This window comes from Sphingomonas sp. UYEF23 (genome assembly GCF_040546165.1).
GTDB classification, from domain to species: Bacteria; Pseudomonadota; Alphaproteobacteria; order Sphingomonadales; family Sphingomonadaceae; genus Sphingomonas; species Sphingomonas glacialis.
Genome location: NZ_JBEPNG010000006.1, coordinates 21,099 through 38,371 on the forward strand (window position 1 = coordinate 21,099; position 17,273 = coordinate 38,371).

The window sequence follows — 17,273 nt, forward strand, 5'->3', positions numbered from 1 at the left end:
TTAGGCCCATCTCATCTTCATGAGCTGGTATGTAAACACGATTCGCCGCGTCAAGGCGCAGAGACAGGATCTCATCCCGACGGACGACGCGCTCGCTTTGTTCGGGAGCGAGACTGTCCACGGGGTCACTATCGTGCGGGCGCCCGACCGGGATCAGCTGCGCGGGCAGATCACGGGCAAGAAGTCGATAAGGACGGTCGGATATCCGTCTAAGAAAATGCGCCGGGCCCGCTACGGCGAAGCCGGAACAGAATGCAACCGGATCCCCGAGGAAGAAGTGGTCGTCGATTTCGTCGACGCAATTGCGCAACAGGTTCGCGTCGAAGCGTATATCGGCGATAAAATCTATACCCACATCCTCGACTTCACCAATCTACTCGCGGACGGCCGTCGGGTTCTGGCGGATGCCAAACGCACATGGGCTGACTTCCGCAAACCCGATGGGGTCAAGCAGACATTCCTCGGCATGCTCGCTGCGGAGGCGATGGGCTACGAATACGAACGCATCGTCTTCGCCAATGGTGGCGACGACGTCCGGCGCTCCAACATCGACGAGATCCAGGCCTCGCGCTTCGTCCCCGTGCCCGACCATCTTGTGGCCCGCGCCGCCCGCGCACTTGGTCAGGGTCCGATCTCGCTCGGAAACCTCGGAGCCCTCCTTCACCCGGTGAACAGTCGGTCGATGGCCTATGCCCTTATGATCAGGCGCGTGGTCGAGATCGACCTCGACAGCCGCCTCACGGACAAAAGCGAATGCAGGGCAGTGCCCCCGCTCCCGCTCTCGATGCCGAGCATACGGCGATGACCCACGGCCAGCGACTCACCGCGCGTGTGCCCCGGCGCGCGGTGATGCCCGGCGGTGGAAGCCGCGGGCCACCATGGAGCATCGGATCCACACATCAACGCCCACCACAGACTGGACCAAGATTTTCCATGAATACCCTCGACAAGGAGATGCCGCTTGCACCGCTTGGCCGTCGCGCCGGCGGGGCGTGTCGCGGGCCACCAGGGCGCGGGCGACCTCACGGCGCCCGCGCGCCAAGAAGAGTCTTCGTAGTCGAACCGACAGCATCCTCACGATCAAAAACGATTTGAAGCGGCCCCGCTCGTGATGTCGATGCCGGGCATTCGCCGATGATGCGCAGTGGTGGAAGCAGCGGGCACCAACAAGCGTCGCATCAAAACCCCCACGATCATGACCAGACTGGACCAAGAACTCCAATGAATACCCCCAACAAGGAGATGCCGCTCTCCCCGCTCGGCCGTCGCGCCGGCGGGGCGCGCCGTGGCCCACCATGGCGCGGACGGCCTTCCGTCGTCCGCGCGCCCTACGCGAGCCAACATCGGCGCGGCGCCGCCGCGCGAACGACGGAGAATTCAAATGAACGACGACGGCAAGAAGAACACCATCAACGGTGTAATCGGATCAACATTCATCACCCCGGAGGGCCAGAAACTGCTCATCGAGCGCGAGCTCGGCGACGGTCTCCTCCACATCGTGAGCCTTCCTTCCGGAACCACCTTCCGCGTCGAGGACCCGGAGACCGGTAACCTCATGCTGCCGGACACCGCCTGGTTGGAGCGCGAGCTTGCGCAGAACGGACTTCGTTTTCTGGCCGACGCGAGCGGCCCGGTCGCGCCCGAGCGTCAGACCGCCAAGCTGTTTGATCGGGAAGAAATACTGAAGCTAGACCCCTACGCCGAGGCGAGGCTCGTCCTCATGCTGGGCCTGATCAACAAGGGCATCGACGGCTCAAATCCGCGATTGAGTGCGGAGATCGACGAGCTCTGGACGCCGGGACTCGAGGCGAAGCACGGACCGAGACCCACCACGGCGACCGTCCGTGAGTGGTTCGGCCGTTGCAACGGCGCCACCGTCGACCTCAACGACATGTTGAGCATGTCTGGTCGCGTTCCCCGCGCCAACCGCCTCGAACCGGAGGTCGAGATGATCATCGACGAGGAGCGGAAGCGCTTCTGGATGCACCGCGGCTTCAAGATCGTCGACGTCGCCGCAGCCGTTTTGACACGTGTCCTCGCGGAGAACACGCGGCGCGTTGCATCTGGCGAGCCCCAGCTTACGCTTCCCGGAAAGGAGACGATCAGACGGCGCGTCAACGAGATGCTCTGTCGCGACACCTACGCGTTGAAATTTGGCGAGAAGGCGGCAAAGCGCAAGTTTGACGGCTCCGGCCGCGGCATCACCGCATATAAGATCCTCCAGATCGGACTAATGGACGACGCGGTCATCGATCTCGTCACCTGCCTCGACGTGGATCGCGGGCTCATCGCCGGCCGACCCTATCTGACGGTGCTCATCGACGTGCACTCGAGGTGTGTCGTTGCCGCTTCGGTCAGCTTTCAGCCGCCGTCCGTCCGGAAGGCGGCCGACTGCATCCGCATCGCGCTGCAGTGCGTGAGATCCGGCAATCAGCCTAAGATCGACATCCGCCCCGAACGACTCGCCCGATACCCGAACCTCGCGCGCATCAATGGGAAGTTCACGAAAATCGTAACCGACAACGGCACGAATTTCGTCTCACCCGGCTTCTCCGAGATGCTGCTGGACCTTGGCATCACCCACGAGCTCGCCCCGGTAGGTGCGCCGCGGCACAAGGCGATCATCGAGCGGTTCTTCCACACTCTGAACACCTGGCTGATCGGAAAATTGCCGGGCTCGACCCTGGACCCGAGCATATTACGAAAGCTCGGCATCGACCCGACCGCCGAGGCGATTGTCACCACCACCGAGCTCAAGGAACTGCTCGCCGAGTTCCTCTACGTCTACCACATCAGCCACCATAGTGGCATTGACGCCGTCCCGCTTCAGAAGTGGGGTGCCAGCATGGCCGTGCACGGGCGGGACATGATCCTCGACGGGCGTAAGGTCGATATCGTCACCGGCGTCACGGTGCACAACAAACGTGTCACCGCCAACGGCGGCGTGCGCATGTTTGGGATGACCTGGAAGGGCGAGAATCTTCAGAACGGCGTAATCAATCCGCTTTGTGCGGCAGAGCCGCACCGTGACCGGATTGACGGGACCACGGTCGTCACCACCAAGATCAAATACAATCCCGAGGACACGCTCTACATCCACGTTTTCGTCGGCGACGACTGGGTGCGACTGGAGAACACCCAGCCCGAATACGCAGCGGGCCTGGGACTGTGGCAACACAAGCAGATCCAGAACTGGGCGAAGCAGCAGCACCTCGACTTCAACACCCAGGCGGAGCGGCTCGCTGCGCGCGATGACTTGAACAAGATGATCCGGACGCTGTTCCCGGACATGGACGCGCGCGAGCGTCGCGCGATGGCGCGCATGTGCGGCGCAACCCCCGAACCCACGTTCGAGGTCGTTTTCGCCGAAGCGGAGCCGCGCCACGACGGAATGGGACCGATCATCGAACACGATGCGCCCGCCAACGAGCGTGAGGACGCACAGCGCCCCACAAGCCGTCCGGCAATCGAAAAGCCGAACGATGACACGCCCGGCGACGAGACGAACGACGACACTCCCGACGATGAAACGAACGACGGCGAGGACCACGAACCGGTCCTCGGCAAGGCCAAGCCGATCGTCGAGCCGGCGGAGCCCGACGAGCACGACGACAACGAAGACGGAGAATACGCATGAGCGGCAAGAAGAGCAAATCGCCTCTCGGGGCGTTCAGCCCCGAGGAACTGCTACCCAGCACCGGCTATCCCGACGCTCGACCGAGCCCCGCGAAGTCGGCCGCAACGCGCGTTCGCGACCAGCTCGTCCGGTCGATCTACATCCATAATCCGAACCACGTGAACGTGTTCAAGGCTCTGGACCTGGTCATATCCCTTGGCGTGAAAGGGGAATTCCAGACAGGCGTAAGGAATGCCGCGAGGAGCTACGCCGGCAAGAGCTCGTCGGCAGACGAGTTCGCGCGGATCGTGGCCGCCCGAGGCACCTACCCGGCCGGAAGCCGACCGGTCGTCAGGGTGGAACTCGAGCAGGCCTGCACCTCAAAGCGCTTCTGGACCTCGATTCTAAACGAGTATGGCGACGGGTTTGCCTCATCAAGGGATGAGGAAGGTCTGAGGCGCGCCGCATATGACGCGATCGCGAAATACGGCACCGTGCTCCTCATCATCGACGAAGTGCAGCACGCCGGATATCGGTCCAAGGGCAGCTCGGCGGCGACCGACGTGATCAAGCGTTTCATCTCAGACGCGCAGGTCGGCATCGGGCTCTTCGGGAACGAGGACGCGCTAGAACTGCTGCAGTCCAACAATCAGCTTAGCCACCGCCTCATCGAGCCGTGCGACATCAAGCCGCTCAACCTCTCGGATACAGGCGATCAGGCCCGGTTCCGAACCTTCGTGCGAAAATATGGCGAGGCGCTGGTGGCGCACAAGCTGTTCGGAGAGATGGCGAGCCTTTCCGATCCCAGAGTAATCGACTGCCTGATGGCCATCTCCGGTGGCTATCTCGGTCGCGTCAGCACGCTGCTGAAGATCGCAGGACGCCGCGCCTTCATGCGCGACGCAACCACGATTGAGATCTGCGATCTCTCGCATGCCAGCACGGCATGGGCGGTTGAGCAGCGGCTGACACCCAAAGATCCCTTCCGCTACGGCACAGGAGGTCAGAATGGCTGACGTGGCGGCACTCCGGCAACCCACTTGGAACGGCCAAGGCTCACTATCCGACTGGCTCGCGGACAACTGCGGCTGCGCGGTCTGCGTAACTTCTAACCCGGACCGAACCGGGCCGCGGGTGATGTCGAGTATCATAGCGCACCCCGACGAAAGCCTCGTCAGCCTTATCGCTCGCGCGTCCGCGGAGAACTGGCTGCCGCGCCTTCGAGCGATCTTGAGCACTGCCTCGCCGACCTGGCATGCTCACTTCAATCTTGCGGCCCGTGAAGACTTCGACTTCGGACAACTCGCGTTCGCGGCAAGGCTGCCGCCGCACGAAGTCGAGGCTCGGCGCTACCGACGGTCGGAGATGATTCCCGACCTTCCGATCGTCGGCTTCCACGGCGCAAGCGTCCCGGTATATGATCTGAACCTCAAACCCCGCAGAGTGACCACCAGCTGGCTGAAGAGCGGTTACCACTCGGCGTTCGGGCATCATGCGCTCGTAACGCACTGTCCCGCCACGGGCGAACTGCTGTTCGACAAGTGTCCCCGCTGCAGCACCGCCCTGACATGGACAAAATCTGCAATCACCCGCTGCACAGCGTGCGGGCTCGACATCGCCGATCACGAGGGCGAGCGTGTTTCCCGGAGGACGCTCGCGGCCACCCGTTTGATGCTGGACATCATCCATCCCCACCCGGCGCGGCACTCGGAGGCAATGGCGGACCTTCACACGCAACTCGCGGGGCTCGACCGTGGCCTCGTGTTCGAACTCGGATGGCGCATGGGCTGTGTCCTGGTCGGTGTGGGGCTTGGCGGCCGCGATGAAGCGGCACGTTTGCCGATCGACGTACGGCTGAAGGTCCTGGAGGCCGGTTCCAGCGTCCTGTCGTCATGGCCCGAGAGTCTCTATGAGGCACTCAAAGGGCGCATAGCAGGCTCAACGGTAGCGCCCTCGACGAAACTCGCTGGTCAGATCCGTGAAATCCTCACTGCGAAGAACTGCTGGCCCTCATTGCGCGAGGTCCTGCATCAAGCTGTGCCCGGGTTGAAATGGTCCGCAGGCTCTGCGGTTAAGTCGGTCCTTGAGCTTGGCGTGAACTCGGGTGAGCTGCAGCAGACGCTTGGCGTCAGCCAGAAAGTGCTCGATCGCCTGCGGGTCACGCCCCACCTGACCGCCGTCCGCTCGTCCGGGGAGGTGAACTCGCACGAAATATTCGAGGCCGCCGGGCTCCAAGATCTGAAGGTCCTGCTCGACGACCGTGTAAGCGTCGGCTCTATCGCCGAGCGTCTAGATATCAGCCGACACGGCGTTGAGCAGCTGGCATGCCTTGGCTTCATCAAGCTGTTCGATCATGGGCCGCTGCGCAGCGGATTTCTCGCACGACAGGCAAAGAGATCCGACTACCTGACGATGATGGAGCGCCTTAATAAGTCGGCGATCGACGAGCCGGATCACGGCGAGGCCAAAAAATCGATCATCTCCATTGACCTGGCGTTAAAAGTGATCGGCGGACGAGAAAAACCGTGGGGTCCGGTGATCGCGGCAATGCTCAACGGCACCCTCCCGTTCTATCTCGACCGATCTAACGAGGACAGGTTCATGGGTCGCGTGAGCATCGCCGCCGGCGATGTCCGCCTTGTCGCTGGCATGCGCTTCAAGACAGACAACTTCGCCGTTGAAGCAATAGAATTCGAGCCGCTCATAAACGGACGCGACGCCGAGGAACTACTCAACATTTTCCCCAAATACACTAGGGCTGCTCGGCTGGACCGCTCGCTGCCGCCGTTCCGGGATAAACACTACGACCGAGCTACGATCCTCGAGCTCGCGACCAAGCACATCACCGCTTCCGAAATCCTCGCTCGCTGGAACGGGCGCGATAAGAAAATGCCCAAGCCCTTCGTTGGCCGCCGCGGACTTCGTAAGCTAAATACCTTGGGATGGGACCGCATTGCTGCGGAACGCGCGATGACCGTGTTTCACGCAGATTCGTCAGCGCATCGCCTTCAGGGCCTCCAATTGTGAGATCGCAGGAGCCTAGTCGCGAATATGGCCTCTCGATTGCCGAGCAGTATATTTTTAGCAATCTTCCGAGGCTCGTCGAACTAGAGGCAGGCGAGGTCCTGACGGTGGGCTATTCTTGGAACACGATATCTATCGCCGTCGAACGGCATTTCTCTCCGGTGATTACCTTTGTCGATCCTGCGGTGGCTTTGATGCGCGGCATGGCGCGCAGAGTCGCGATCGAAAGCGACGTTGCCCGTGCCCTCACAGCACTTGCGCGATTGCGCATATGGCGCAGCGTCGGAACGATCGCTCCCCCCGCCACACTTTTCTGCGGCAACGAGCTATGGGATGCCCTCGCCGCCTCCGGCCGCCTAGAGCCCCAGAGCTTAATAGACCGGGTCCACTGGGCGATGGGCGATCCCGACGAGTGTGCCGACACAACGGCGCCGGAAGGCACCTGGCGCACCATGGGTCGAAAGCCGCTGCCGATCGCGCGCTGCCGGGAACTGGTCGGTCGCCATCATGTTCAGCGGCGAGGGAACGAGCCCTGGCTATCAGGAAGTATGCACGGTGAGAGGCTCTCGGTGACCACGTATGCCCGTGACGACACGTTCGCGATCCGGATGGCAAGTCCTGTCCGCCGAGGCGGCAAGCTCCACGCGACCTACGAGGTCAGATCGACGATGATCCTCCCGGAAACCCTGGTCGACGCCACCATCGGACGGCTTGTTTCGACCGTCATCGATGAGGACGTCGTCAACGAACTCGCCGGCGAGATCATTGATGCGCGGAACGCTACGACCACCCGCAGATTCCGAGTTATGATGGGCCAGCGCCCTCCTGTATTCCGCCAGATCGAACATGCGGTGGCATTCATGTCAGAAGTGGAAAAGCTGATGCCCCGGGCGAACGCGATATCCGCCATGATCGACCGGGCGTTCGACCGCCACTAGTCTTACTTGCCATCGCTATCGCCCCGTCTTGCCCGGGACGAAGGGCCTCTCGACGTATCCCCATAGGATCTCGCCACTCTCCCCGGCGGCGCGTTCTTCACGCCTTCAGCGGCTTTTTTTGGGCGAATACAGCGTTAGTGGGTTTGACGCACTGAAATGGGTCTGTAAGTGGGTTTCGGGCTATGGGTCGAACGTCCAGATTGGCCTTCCCACGAGGGGCGGACCAAATGTTTCTAAACGGGTCCGATCATCCTGACAGCGTCGGAGACATGGTGATGACGATGCGTACGGTCTTCATCACGGGCGGAACCTCGGGCATCGGCGAGGCCGCGGTCCGCGCGTTCGCTGGCGCTGGCTGGCGCGTCGTCACCACCGGGCGCCGGGCCGATCGGCTGCAGGCATTGGCCGATTCGCTCGGTGACACGGTCCACACGCTCGCCTTCGACATTCGCGACCGCGCGGCGATGGAGGCCGCGATCGCCAGCCTGCCACCCGAGTTCGCGCAGATCGACGCGCTCATCAACAATGCCGGCCTCGCGCTCGGCACCGCGCCCGCGCAGGACGCAAAGCTCGAAGACTGGCAGACGATGATCGACACCAACGTGTCGGCGCTGGTCGCCGTCACGCGGGCGCTGCTGCCGGGCCTCGTCGCGCGCAAGGGCGCGATCCTCAATCTGTCGTCGGTCGCGGCGACCTACCCTTACGCAGGCGGCAACGTCTATGGTGGGACCAAGGCGTTCGTCCGCCAGTTCAGCCTCGGCCTGCGCGCCGATCTCCACGGCACCGGCGTGCGCGTCACCTCGATCGAGCCCGGCATGGTCGAGACCGAATTTACCGTTGTGCGCACCGGCGGCAACCGGGCCGCGTCGGACACGCTCTATGCCGGCGCCAACCCGATGACCGGCGGCGACATCGCGGCAACGCTGCTGTGGATCGCCGAACTGCCGGCGCACCTCAACATCAACACGCTCGAACTCATGCCGGTCAACCAGTCGTTCGCGGGGTTTGCCGTGGCGCGCGAAAGCTGATCGCACCGCACACGGTCCGCAGCGGATCGCAGGATATGTCAGGCGTGTAACGAGATTTTAGGGGGCTAGACGCCACAAGGCGCGGGTCCGTAGTCCAGACAGGCCCGACCACCATGCGCTACCCCTTGATCGCTCCCAACCCTCCGCGGCTCAGCGATCATGTCGACGCACTGCAGCGCGTCGAGGCGTCGGGCCATTTCAGCAACAACGGCCCCGAGGTCCGCGCGTTCGAGGCCGCGGCGACCGCGCAGCTCTTCGACGGCCAAGGCGCCTGCCTTGCGGTCAATAATGCAACGCTCGGCCTGATGATCGCGATCCGCGAAGCTGCGGGCGAGCGCACCGCCGGCCGCTACGCGCTGATGCCCGCGCTGACCTTCGCCGCGACCGCGCAAGCGGCCTTGTGGGCGGGGCTGACCCCCTTGATCTGCGACATCGACCCGGCCGACTGGACCGCGAGCGCCGAAGCCGAGGAGCGCTTGCTGCGCGACTATGGCGATCGCATCGCGGTGCTGCTGCCCTATGCGACCTTCGGCACCGCGATCGACCTCGACCGCTACGCCTGGCTCCAGCGCGAACACGGCGTCGGCGTGGTGGTCGATGCGGCCGCCTCGCTTGGCACGCGCGACGCTGGCGGCGGCGGGTTCGGCGCGGGGGCGCCGTTCGCGGTGGTGCATTCGATGCACGCGACCAAGACCTTTTCTGTTGCCGAGGGCGGGTTGATCCATTCGGGTGACACCGACTTGATCGCGCGGCTGCGCGCGATGACCAATTTCGGTTTCGAGGCCAATCGCAGCGCGACGGTGTTCGGGCTCAACGCCAAATTGCCCGAAGTGCTCGCGGTGATGGCGCGCGCCAAGCTCGCCGAGATCGACACGGTATGCGACCAGCGCGCCGCGCTCGAGCATGCCTACCGTACGCAACTAAAGGGAGTCGCGTTCCAGCAGGCGGAAGGCCAGCGCCGCGCCAGCCAGTTCATGCCGGTGCTGCTGCCCGAAGCGGTGGCGCATCGTCGGAGCGAAATTGCCGCCGCGCTCGCAGCGGTCGGGATCGGGTCGGGCCAGTATTTCAGCCCGCATCTCGGCGAACAGCCGCTGTTCCAGCGCACCGCGACGATCCTGCCGACGCCAGTCGCCGATTCGATCGGGGCGCGGTCGCTCTCGTTGCCCGTCACCGACGCGATGACCATCGCCGACGTCGCGGTGATCGCCAAGGCCTTCAACCGCATCCTGGCGCGCGAAACGCGCAGCGCCGCCCGGCCGCGCCAGCACGCGATCGCCTCGCTGCTCATCGTCGGCGGCGGCCCTGCCGGCACCGCGCTGCTCACCGCCGCGAGCAAGCGGGGTCGTCTGCCCGAGCTGGCAGCATCGGGACTGATCGTCGCCGAACGCGAAGCGACGCTCGGCGAAGGGCGGATCGGTCGCTACGCGATCACCTCGGACAGCACCGCCGAGACTTTTCTCAGCGCGGTGCGCGACAATCCGCATCCCGAACTCGCCGCGCTGGTCGATCATCCGACCGGACAAGCCGTGGGTCACTATATCGGCGCGATCGGCGTGCCGCTCGTTGAAGTGGGCCCGTTCGTCCAAGCCACCGGTCATCGCCTCCAGACACTGGTGGCGCAGCATGGCGGGACGGTCCTGACCGGACACGACGTGCTCGGTACGACGCGCGTGGCAGGCGGGCTGTGGTCGAGCCGCATGCGGCGGCGTGCCGACGGGCACGAGTTCGACCAACTCTCGAGCGCGGTCGCGATCGCGACGGGCGGCCACCAGCCGCTCGACCGGCTCGCGGCGCAACGCGTCGGCGGGGTGTCGCTGGTGAGCGAGGTCGGCGATCGGCTGATGCAGTCGGACGAAGCGCTCGCGCTCGGCGGCCCGGCCAAGATCATCGATCTGCTCTCGACCAAGCGCAATCCCAAGATCGTCGTGATCGGCGGATCGACGAGCGCGATCGCGACGATTGTCCTGCTTCTCAAGACCGCGAGCCTGCCGCTTGGCGCCGGCGCGATCACGCTGCTTCACCGCCGCCCGCTTCGCCCCTTCTATCCCACCCCCGCCGCGGCCCAGGCCGAGGGCTTCACCGATTTCGGGCCCGACGACATCTGCCCAGTCAGCGGCTTCGTCTATCGCCTTGCGGGCTTCCGGCTCGAGGCGCGCGAACTCGTCCTGCGCGAGCTCCGCGTCGACGGACGCACGCCCGATCCACGGCTCACCGTCCATCAGGTGCGCGGCGACGACGATGCGGTCGCGCGCGCGCATCTCGCCGAGGCCGATCTCGTCATCGCAGCGCTCGGCTATCGCCCGCGCGCGCTGCCGGTGCACGATCAGGATGGCCGCGCGATCGCGCTCGCGGCGCACCAGGGCAGCGCGATGGTCGATCGGCATTGCCGCATCCTCGATGCGAGCGGCGCGGCGATCCCGGGGCTGTTCGGCATCGGCCTGGCGGCGGGCTTCGTGCCATGGGGCAGGCTCGGCGGCGAAGCGAGCTTCTCGGGGCAAGCGAACGGACTGTGGCAATGGCAGAACGATGTCGGCGCGATGATCGTTGACCAGGTGCTCGGCGATGGCGCACGAGCAGTGGCATGACTCCCCCTACCGTTAGTGTCATCATGCCCGCCTATAACGGGGCGGACTTGATCGGCGAGACGATCGTTTCGCTGCAGGCGCAGACGTTTGCCGATTTCGAACTGATCATCGTCGACGACTGCTCGACCGATGATACCGTCGCGGTCGCGCGAAGCTTTGCCGATCCGCGCATCCGCGTGATCGAGGCGCCGTCCAATCGCCGCGTCGTGCTGACGCGCAACGCCGCCTTTGTCGAGGCGCGCGGGCGCTACATCGCCGCGCTCGACCACGACGATCTGTGCCACCCGACGCGGCTCGCGCGCCAGGTCGCCTATCTCGACTCGCATCCCGAGATCGTGCTGGTCGGCAGCGCGGCGAACGTGCTGTTCGAGGGCGCGATTCTGCCGTCCGCGCTCGCGCCGCTATCGACCCCGGCGCTGATCGAATGGTTGATGCGGATCGAGAACCCACTGGTCTGGTCGTCGGTGATGATGCGCGCCGACGTGGCGCGCAAGCTCGATCCGTTCCAGCGCCCCGAGCGCGTCTATGCCGAGGATTTCGATCTGTATCACCGTATCTCCGCGTTTGGCGGAATCGCGCGGATCGACGACGAATTGCTGACCTATCGCCGGCATGGCGGCGGCGCGTCTCAGCGCCAGGCGACGGCGATGCGCGAGCGTGCGAGCGAAGTGCTGGCCGATGCCTATGCCCCGCTGTTCGGCGATGCGGCGGGTGATGCCGCAGCGTTGATCGGCCGCTACGTGATGGCGCAGCAGCCGGTCCCTGATCGCGTGACCTTCGAGCGCGTCGGCGAGACGCTCGTCGCGCTGCAGGACGATTTCATCCGCCGCCACGCGCCCGACGCCGAGAGCCTCGCCCTGATCCGCTGGGAAACCGCGCGGCGCTGGGCGCGGATCGGGCGCGCCGGCTTGCGCACCGGCCGGCTGAAACTCGGCGACGCGACCGGCGTGCGCCCCGATCATCTCGGGATGGGCTATGCCGGGATCGAGGAGCTGATCCTGTCGCGGCTGGTCGGCACGATCCGCTCGGCGCAGCGGCGCAAGACCGGCTGATCCCACGCCGCGTCAGACCGTCGCCAGGTCCTCGTCGACCGCCGCCAGATCGCCCCGCGCGCGCGCCGCACGGCCATAGACCGCCTCGAACAAGGGGGTCGCCATCACGGTGGTGACGATCGCCATCAGCACGAGCATCGCGAACAGCGTCGGCCCGATAATGCCCTTTTGCAGCCCGATATTGATGATGATCAGCTCCATCAGCCCGCGTGAGTTCATCAGCGCGCCGATCCCGAGCGCGGTAGAATTGTCCTCACCCGACAGCCGCGCGGCGGCATAGCAGGCGCCGAACTTGGCGAGGATCGACACGACCAGAATGCCGAGCGCGATCAGCAGGAGCGAGCCCGACGCGACCATGTCCATCCGCGTGTTGAGCCCCGAATAGGTGAAGAACATCGGCAGCAGCAGCACGACCGCGAGGGGCTCGACCTTGCGCTTGAGTTCCGCGACGAACAGCCCGCGCGGCATGCACACCCCCATAAGGAACCCGCCGAAGATCGCATGGATGCCGATCGCGTCCATCACGAAAGCCGACAGGCAGAACAGCAGCAGCGCGACCGCGAGCATTCCGCTGGTCATCTCGCCGCGCGCCTCGACGATCCGGCCGAGCGGCGCAAGCAGCCGCCGTCCGAGCAACAGCATGAAGCCGGTATAGAGCAGCGCCCCGCCGATCGCGAGCACCGCCACGCCCGCCCCCGCCCCGAAGGTCGCGAGCACGATGGCCAGCACGCACCACGACGCCGCATCGTCGAACGCGCCCGCGGTGAGCGACAGCGTGCCGAGCGCCGAGTTGGCGAGCCCGCGCTCGTTGATGATCCGCGCGAGCATCGGGAAGGCGGTCAGCGCGATGCACGCGCCCATGAACAGCGTCGCGCTCGACCGGTCGATGCCGGGCGCAAACAGGCCGGGCACGGTCAGCAGGAAGGGCGTGATCAGCACCGCGAGCAGGAACGGCGCGGCGATCCCCGCTGCCGACACCATCGCCGCGCTGCGCGCCTTGGACTTGAAATGGTCGAGCTGGAGCGTCAGGCCGACGATGAACATGTAGAGCCCGACGCCCAATTGCGCGCCGACATAGAGGACGTTGCGTGTCTCCTTGGGGAAAATCGCGAGCTGCAGGTCGGGCAGCAGCAGCCCGAACAGCGACGGGCCGAGCACGACGCCCGCGATCATCTCGCCGACGACTTGCGGCTGGCGCAGCAGCTTCTGCCCGAGCCAGCCGACGACGCGGCACGCGAGGATGATCACCGCGAGCTGGAGGAAGAAATGGACGCTGAAATCGCCCGGCGTATAGCTCTTGACGGCATTTACCGCAGGGCCGTGTGCCCCCAGCACCCCGCCCAGCGCCTGCCACGTCTGGCCCAGCAATTCACCCATCATCGTCCCCACATGTCCCGCGCAGCGCTCCCCGCCGCGCCCGAGTGACGCGCTAGCGCATCACCCGGTCACCGGCACGATATTATCGTCCGAATTGCGATCGATATAGGTGGTGTAGGGATCGATCCCGGCAAACGCCGGCTTGCGCTTGCTGACGATGCGCAGCGTCTGCACGCCCGACCGCACGGGCAGGCGCTCCATCGATACGACGTCCTTGGACGAGAAGGCGCCGTAATCGGGCTTGTGGTCGAACAGCCCGACCGCGATCGTGTCGGACAGCGGCGCCGGCGTCTCCTTGCCCGTGCCGCTTGCGTAGAATTTCGCGGCATCGACGCTGAGCAGCGTCTCGAACGTCCCGTCGGGCAATTTCCGCACGGTCGCGGTCTTCGCCTTGAGATCGTAGAGCGTGATGCGATCGAGCACGTCGCGGACGAGCTCGCGCTCGGCGGGGGTCCGCGCGAGGCCGAGGAAGCCGTTCACCAGATCGAGCGAGCGCGGATACGGCTGGCTCTTGAAGCGATATTTGGCGAGCAGGTCGCGCAGCATCGCGTTGACGCGCGCCTCGCCGAGCCGGTCCTGAAGCAGGTACATCACCACCGCGCCCTTGCGATAATGAATGTATCCCTGGTCCTCGACACGGTCGAGCGGCAGCTCCTCGATCCGCTCCGATCCGCGCGACCGCAGATAGCTGTCGAGCTCGTACTTGAGGAAGCGGCGGATCTTGTCCTCGCCATTGAGGTGCTTCATCACCATCAGCGCCGAATATTGCGCCATCGTCTCGACCAGGATCGTGCCGCCCTGCATGTCGGCGCTGATGATCTGGTGCGCCCAATATTGGTGCCCTAGCTCGTGCGCGGTGACATAGGTGACATAGTCGATCTTGTCGGGCGCATTGGCATCGGCGAGGAAGCCGATCCGCTCGGAATACGGGATCGTCCCCGCGAACGCCTGGGCGAAGCTTGCATAGCCCGGGAATTCGATGATCCGCGCATAGTCGAACTGATACGGGCCGAAATTGGCGCGGTAATAGCCAAGCGCGCTCTTCATCGCAGCCAGCATGCGATCGACATTATAGGCGTGCTTCGCATCGTAGAAGACCGACAGCTTGACCCCATCGGCCATCTCGGACTTCTCGGCATAGGCCGCCGATTGCACCGAGAAGAACGCGAGGATCGGCGCGGGCGAAACGAAATGCGCGGTGCGTCGTCCGTTCGCGACGGTGTCGGACAGCTTGCGCCCCGGCGCGATCGGCGTCTGGCCGGCATCGGTCGAGACGGTGATGTCCGAATTCACCCAATCGGCATCGCCGATATAATTGCGCCGCTGCGCCGATACGTCCTCGAGTTTGGCCTTTCGCAACTCCGGCGTCAGCCCGTATTTGCGCCGCTTGGCGCGGTCGCTGAGCAGGCCGTCGCGGTCCATCCCGATCTGCGGGGCGAATTCCGAATTGCTGAGGAAGGTGCCGTTGCCGACGAGCCGCGCGTCATCGCCATTGGCGCGCAGCGCGACCGTCTGGCGATGCGTCACGAACGACAGCGTCCCCGTCGCCCCCGGCGCGAGCGGCGTGGCGAAGCGGTAGATGCGGTATTTGAGATCGGCATCGTCCATCGCGAGCGTGGCGCCCGGAACCGCGATCGACACGATCGAGGTATCCTCATTGGCGAGCCGCACGTGCAGGTCGCGCAACGGCGCGCCGGTATCGTTGACGAAGCGATAGCTACCCTTCGCCTCCATCCGGCGCTGCGCCGGATAGAGCGCGACATCGAGTTTGATGTCGGTGGTCGACGGCTGGAGGACCTTTTCGTACTTCAGATACTTCTTTTCATACGTCGCCAACCGCGCCTCGCGGTGCTCGCGCGTGCGATAGACGTTAAGCACGTCCATCTGACGATAGAGCCACACCCCCGTCACGATCGACACGAGCAACCCGCCGGCAAGCACTGCACCCGCCGGCCCCTTGAGCCGCGCCGGGAGCTGGCGCAGCCGCGGCGCGAGCCGCGTCTCGGTCCCGCGCCGCCACAGCAGATGCGCGACCACTGCGAGCGCGAGCGCGATCCCCGACCAATAGAGCCGCAGCCACCAGCTGAGCGGCCCGCCGATCTGGTCGCCGTTCATGTCCGACAGCTGAAGGTTGCCGCTGCTGCCGTAATTGTAGAGCGGATGCTCGAACCCGATATTCTGCAGCGTCAGCGTCGCGACGAGGTAGATCACCATGATCCCCCAGCCGACGAACTTGTTCGGGCTGAGCGCCTGGACGAACACCGACAGGATGGCGATCAGCACCATGTCGACCGTCATCGGCAGCAGATACCAGCCGAGATACTGCAGCGGCTCGAGCGCGGTCACGCCGCGCGCGAGCTGGACGAGCATCGCCGCCACTGCCGAGATGACCAGCGTCGCAAACAGCACGCCCGAAACCGCGAGTGCCTTGGGCACGATGTACGCCCAATTGGGCAGCGACGTCGCATCGATGATCTCGTGCATCCGCCGCTCGCGGTCGCGCCAGACGACCTCGCCGCCGTAATAGATCGCGATGATCAGCGGGAAGACGCCGAACGCGCCCATCAGCGTGCCGATCACCGCAAACGTCAGCGGGCGCGCTGCTGTGCCGTACATCTCGCCTGCGAACAGCAGACCGCCGAGCGCGTTGAACAGACCGATCAGCAGCAGCACGAAGAATGCCGGGCTGCGAAAGACCAGCCCCATCTCGAAGCGGCAGCGCAACCACAGCCGCGCGCCGTTCGCTGCTGCCGGGCGAACCGGCGGGAGGCGATCGACGAGGAGCGGCGGCGACACGGCGAGCTTGGCGTCCTTGCGCTGCTGTCGCCGCAACTGGCGCTTCGACGCGCCGCGTTCGGAAAAAGTGAAGCGCGAATAGGCCAGCGCGAGCGCGGCGAACGACACGACGAGCCAGATCAGCCGGTTCCACAACAGCACGCCGGCAAACGACGGCAGATGCGTGTTCGATTCGCTTGCGGTGAAATAGCGAGTCGTCTTGGCGAGCGCGCCGAGCCCGAACGGCTCGATATACGCGCCCAGCTCGCGATATTCGGGCTTCGCGCGGATCACGGTGTTGAGCACGACATAGGCGACGAGGAACACGACGACGCCGAGATACGAATACATCATCGACCGCGTCATCGTCGCGACCGCGAAGAAGATCGACGCCGTCAAAAACAAATTGGGCAGCGCCAGCAGGAAATAGACCGACACATAATCGAGCAGCCGGTTCGCCCCCATCGTATCGGCATCGACCCACGGCATCAGCGAGCCGAGATAGATCGCCAGCGGCACGACGATGAACGTGATCGCCGCGGCGACGAACGCGCCGAGGAAGCGCCCCATCAGATAATCGAAGCGCGAGACGCGCGTCGAGCGCACCATCGGCCCGAAGCCGCTCTCATCGTCGCGCACGATCACGTTGGCGACGAACGCCGTCGTCACGAACATGTAGAACAGCGTCAGGATCAGCGAGATCTGCGCGATCGCGACGGGCGCGTTCTTGTGGATATTGCCGCCGCCGCCGATCTGGATCTGCTCGGTCGTCATCGCGCCGAACGGCAGCAGGAAGAACAGGACCGAGACGACCCAGAACACCGGGTTGCGGAATTGATAGCCGAGCTCGAAGCGCGCGATCTTGCCGAACATGCCCC

General features: G+C 64.8%; 10 protein-coding genes. 8 read left to right on the top strand and 2 right to left on the bottom strand.

What is annotated here, in order from left to right:
- Positions 1-19: 19 nt before the first annotated feature.
- From ABIB28_RS12130 to ABIB28_RS12165, 8 genes are all read left to right on the top strand, one after another.
- Positions 20-805 (top strand): hypothetical protein, encoded by a 786-nt coding sequence (locus ABIB28_RS12130; RefSeq protein WP_354288342.1) that lies wholly within the window; start codon positions 20-22, stop codon positions 803-805.
- Positions 806-1,381: 576 nt separating this feature from the next.
- Positions 1,382-3,637, top strand: coding sequence for a TnsB C-terminal domain-containing protein (locus tag ABIB28_RS12135; protein ID WP_354288344.1), 2,256 nt, complete (start codon positions 1,382-1,384; stop codon positions 3,635-3,637).
- Complete coding sequence (locus ABIB28_RS12140; RefSeq protein ID WP_354288346.1) at positions 3,634-4,632, top strand: TniB family NTP-binding protein; 999 nt, start codon at positions 3,634-3,636, stop codon at positions 4,630-4,632. Before ABIB28_RS12135 ends, ABIB28_RS12140 begins: the two co-directional genes overlap by 4 nt.
- The gene (locus tag ABIB28_RS12145; protein WP_354288348.1) at positions 4,625-6,643 is read left to right on the top strand and encodes a hypothetical protein; all 2,019 of its coding nucleotides are present in this window, start codon (positions 4,625-4,627) and stop codon (positions 6,641-6,643) included. Before ABIB28_RS12140 ends, ABIB28_RS12145 begins: the two co-directional genes overlap by 8 nt.
- Positions 6,640-7,578: a hypothetical protein gene (locus ABIB28_RS12150; RefSeq protein ID WP_354288350.1), complete on the top strand. Its 939-nt coding sequence runs from the start codon at positions 6,640-6,642 to the stop codon at positions 7,576-7,578. The genes ABIB28_RS12145 and ABIB28_RS12150 overlap by 4 nt, the downstream gene beginning before the upstream one ends.
- Before the next feature lie 281 nt (positions 7,579-7,859).
- Positions 7,860-8,606, top strand: a complete 747-nt coding sequence (locus tag ABIB28_RS12155) for an SDR family NAD(P)-dependent oxidoreductase (RefSeq protein ID WP_502958242.1) — start codon at positions 7,860-7,862, stop codon at positions 8,604-8,606.
- A 113-nt stretch (positions 8,607-8,719) separates the two neighbouring features.
- On the top strand, positions 8,720-11,191 hold the full coding sequence (locus ABIB28_RS12160) for a DegT/DnrJ/EryC1/StrS family aminotransferase (protein WP_354288353.1): 2,472 nt from the start codon (positions 8,720-8,722) through the stop codon (positions 11,189-11,191).
- Positions 11,188-12,243 carry a glycosyltransferase family 2 protein gene (locus ABIB28_RS12165; RefSeq protein ID WP_354288354.1) on the top strand — a complete coding sequence of 352 codons (1,056 nt, stop codon included), beginning with the start codon at positions 11,188-11,190 and terminating at the stop codon, positions 12,241-12,243. The genes ABIB28_RS12160 and ABIB28_RS12165 overlap by 4 nt, the downstream gene beginning before the upstream one ends.
- Positions 12,244-12,255: 12 nt before the next feature.
- On the opposite strand, the gene ABIB28_RS12170 is transcribed toward ABIB28_RS12165, so the two are convergent.
- Positions 12,256-13,620 (bottom strand): cation:proton antiporter, encoded by a 1,365-nt coding sequence (locus tag ABIB28_RS12170; protein WP_354288355.1) that lies wholly within the window; start codon positions 13,618-13,620, stop codon positions 12,256-12,258.
- Between the two features lie 60 nt (positions 13,621-13,680).
- Positions 13,681-17,268 (bottom strand): ABC transporter permease/M1 family aminopeptidase, encoded by a 3,588-nt coding sequence (locus ABIB28_RS12175; RefSeq protein WP_354288356.1) that lies wholly within the window; start codon positions 17,266-17,268, stop codon positions 13,681-13,683.
- Positions 17,269-17,273 lie beyond the last annotated feature (5 nt).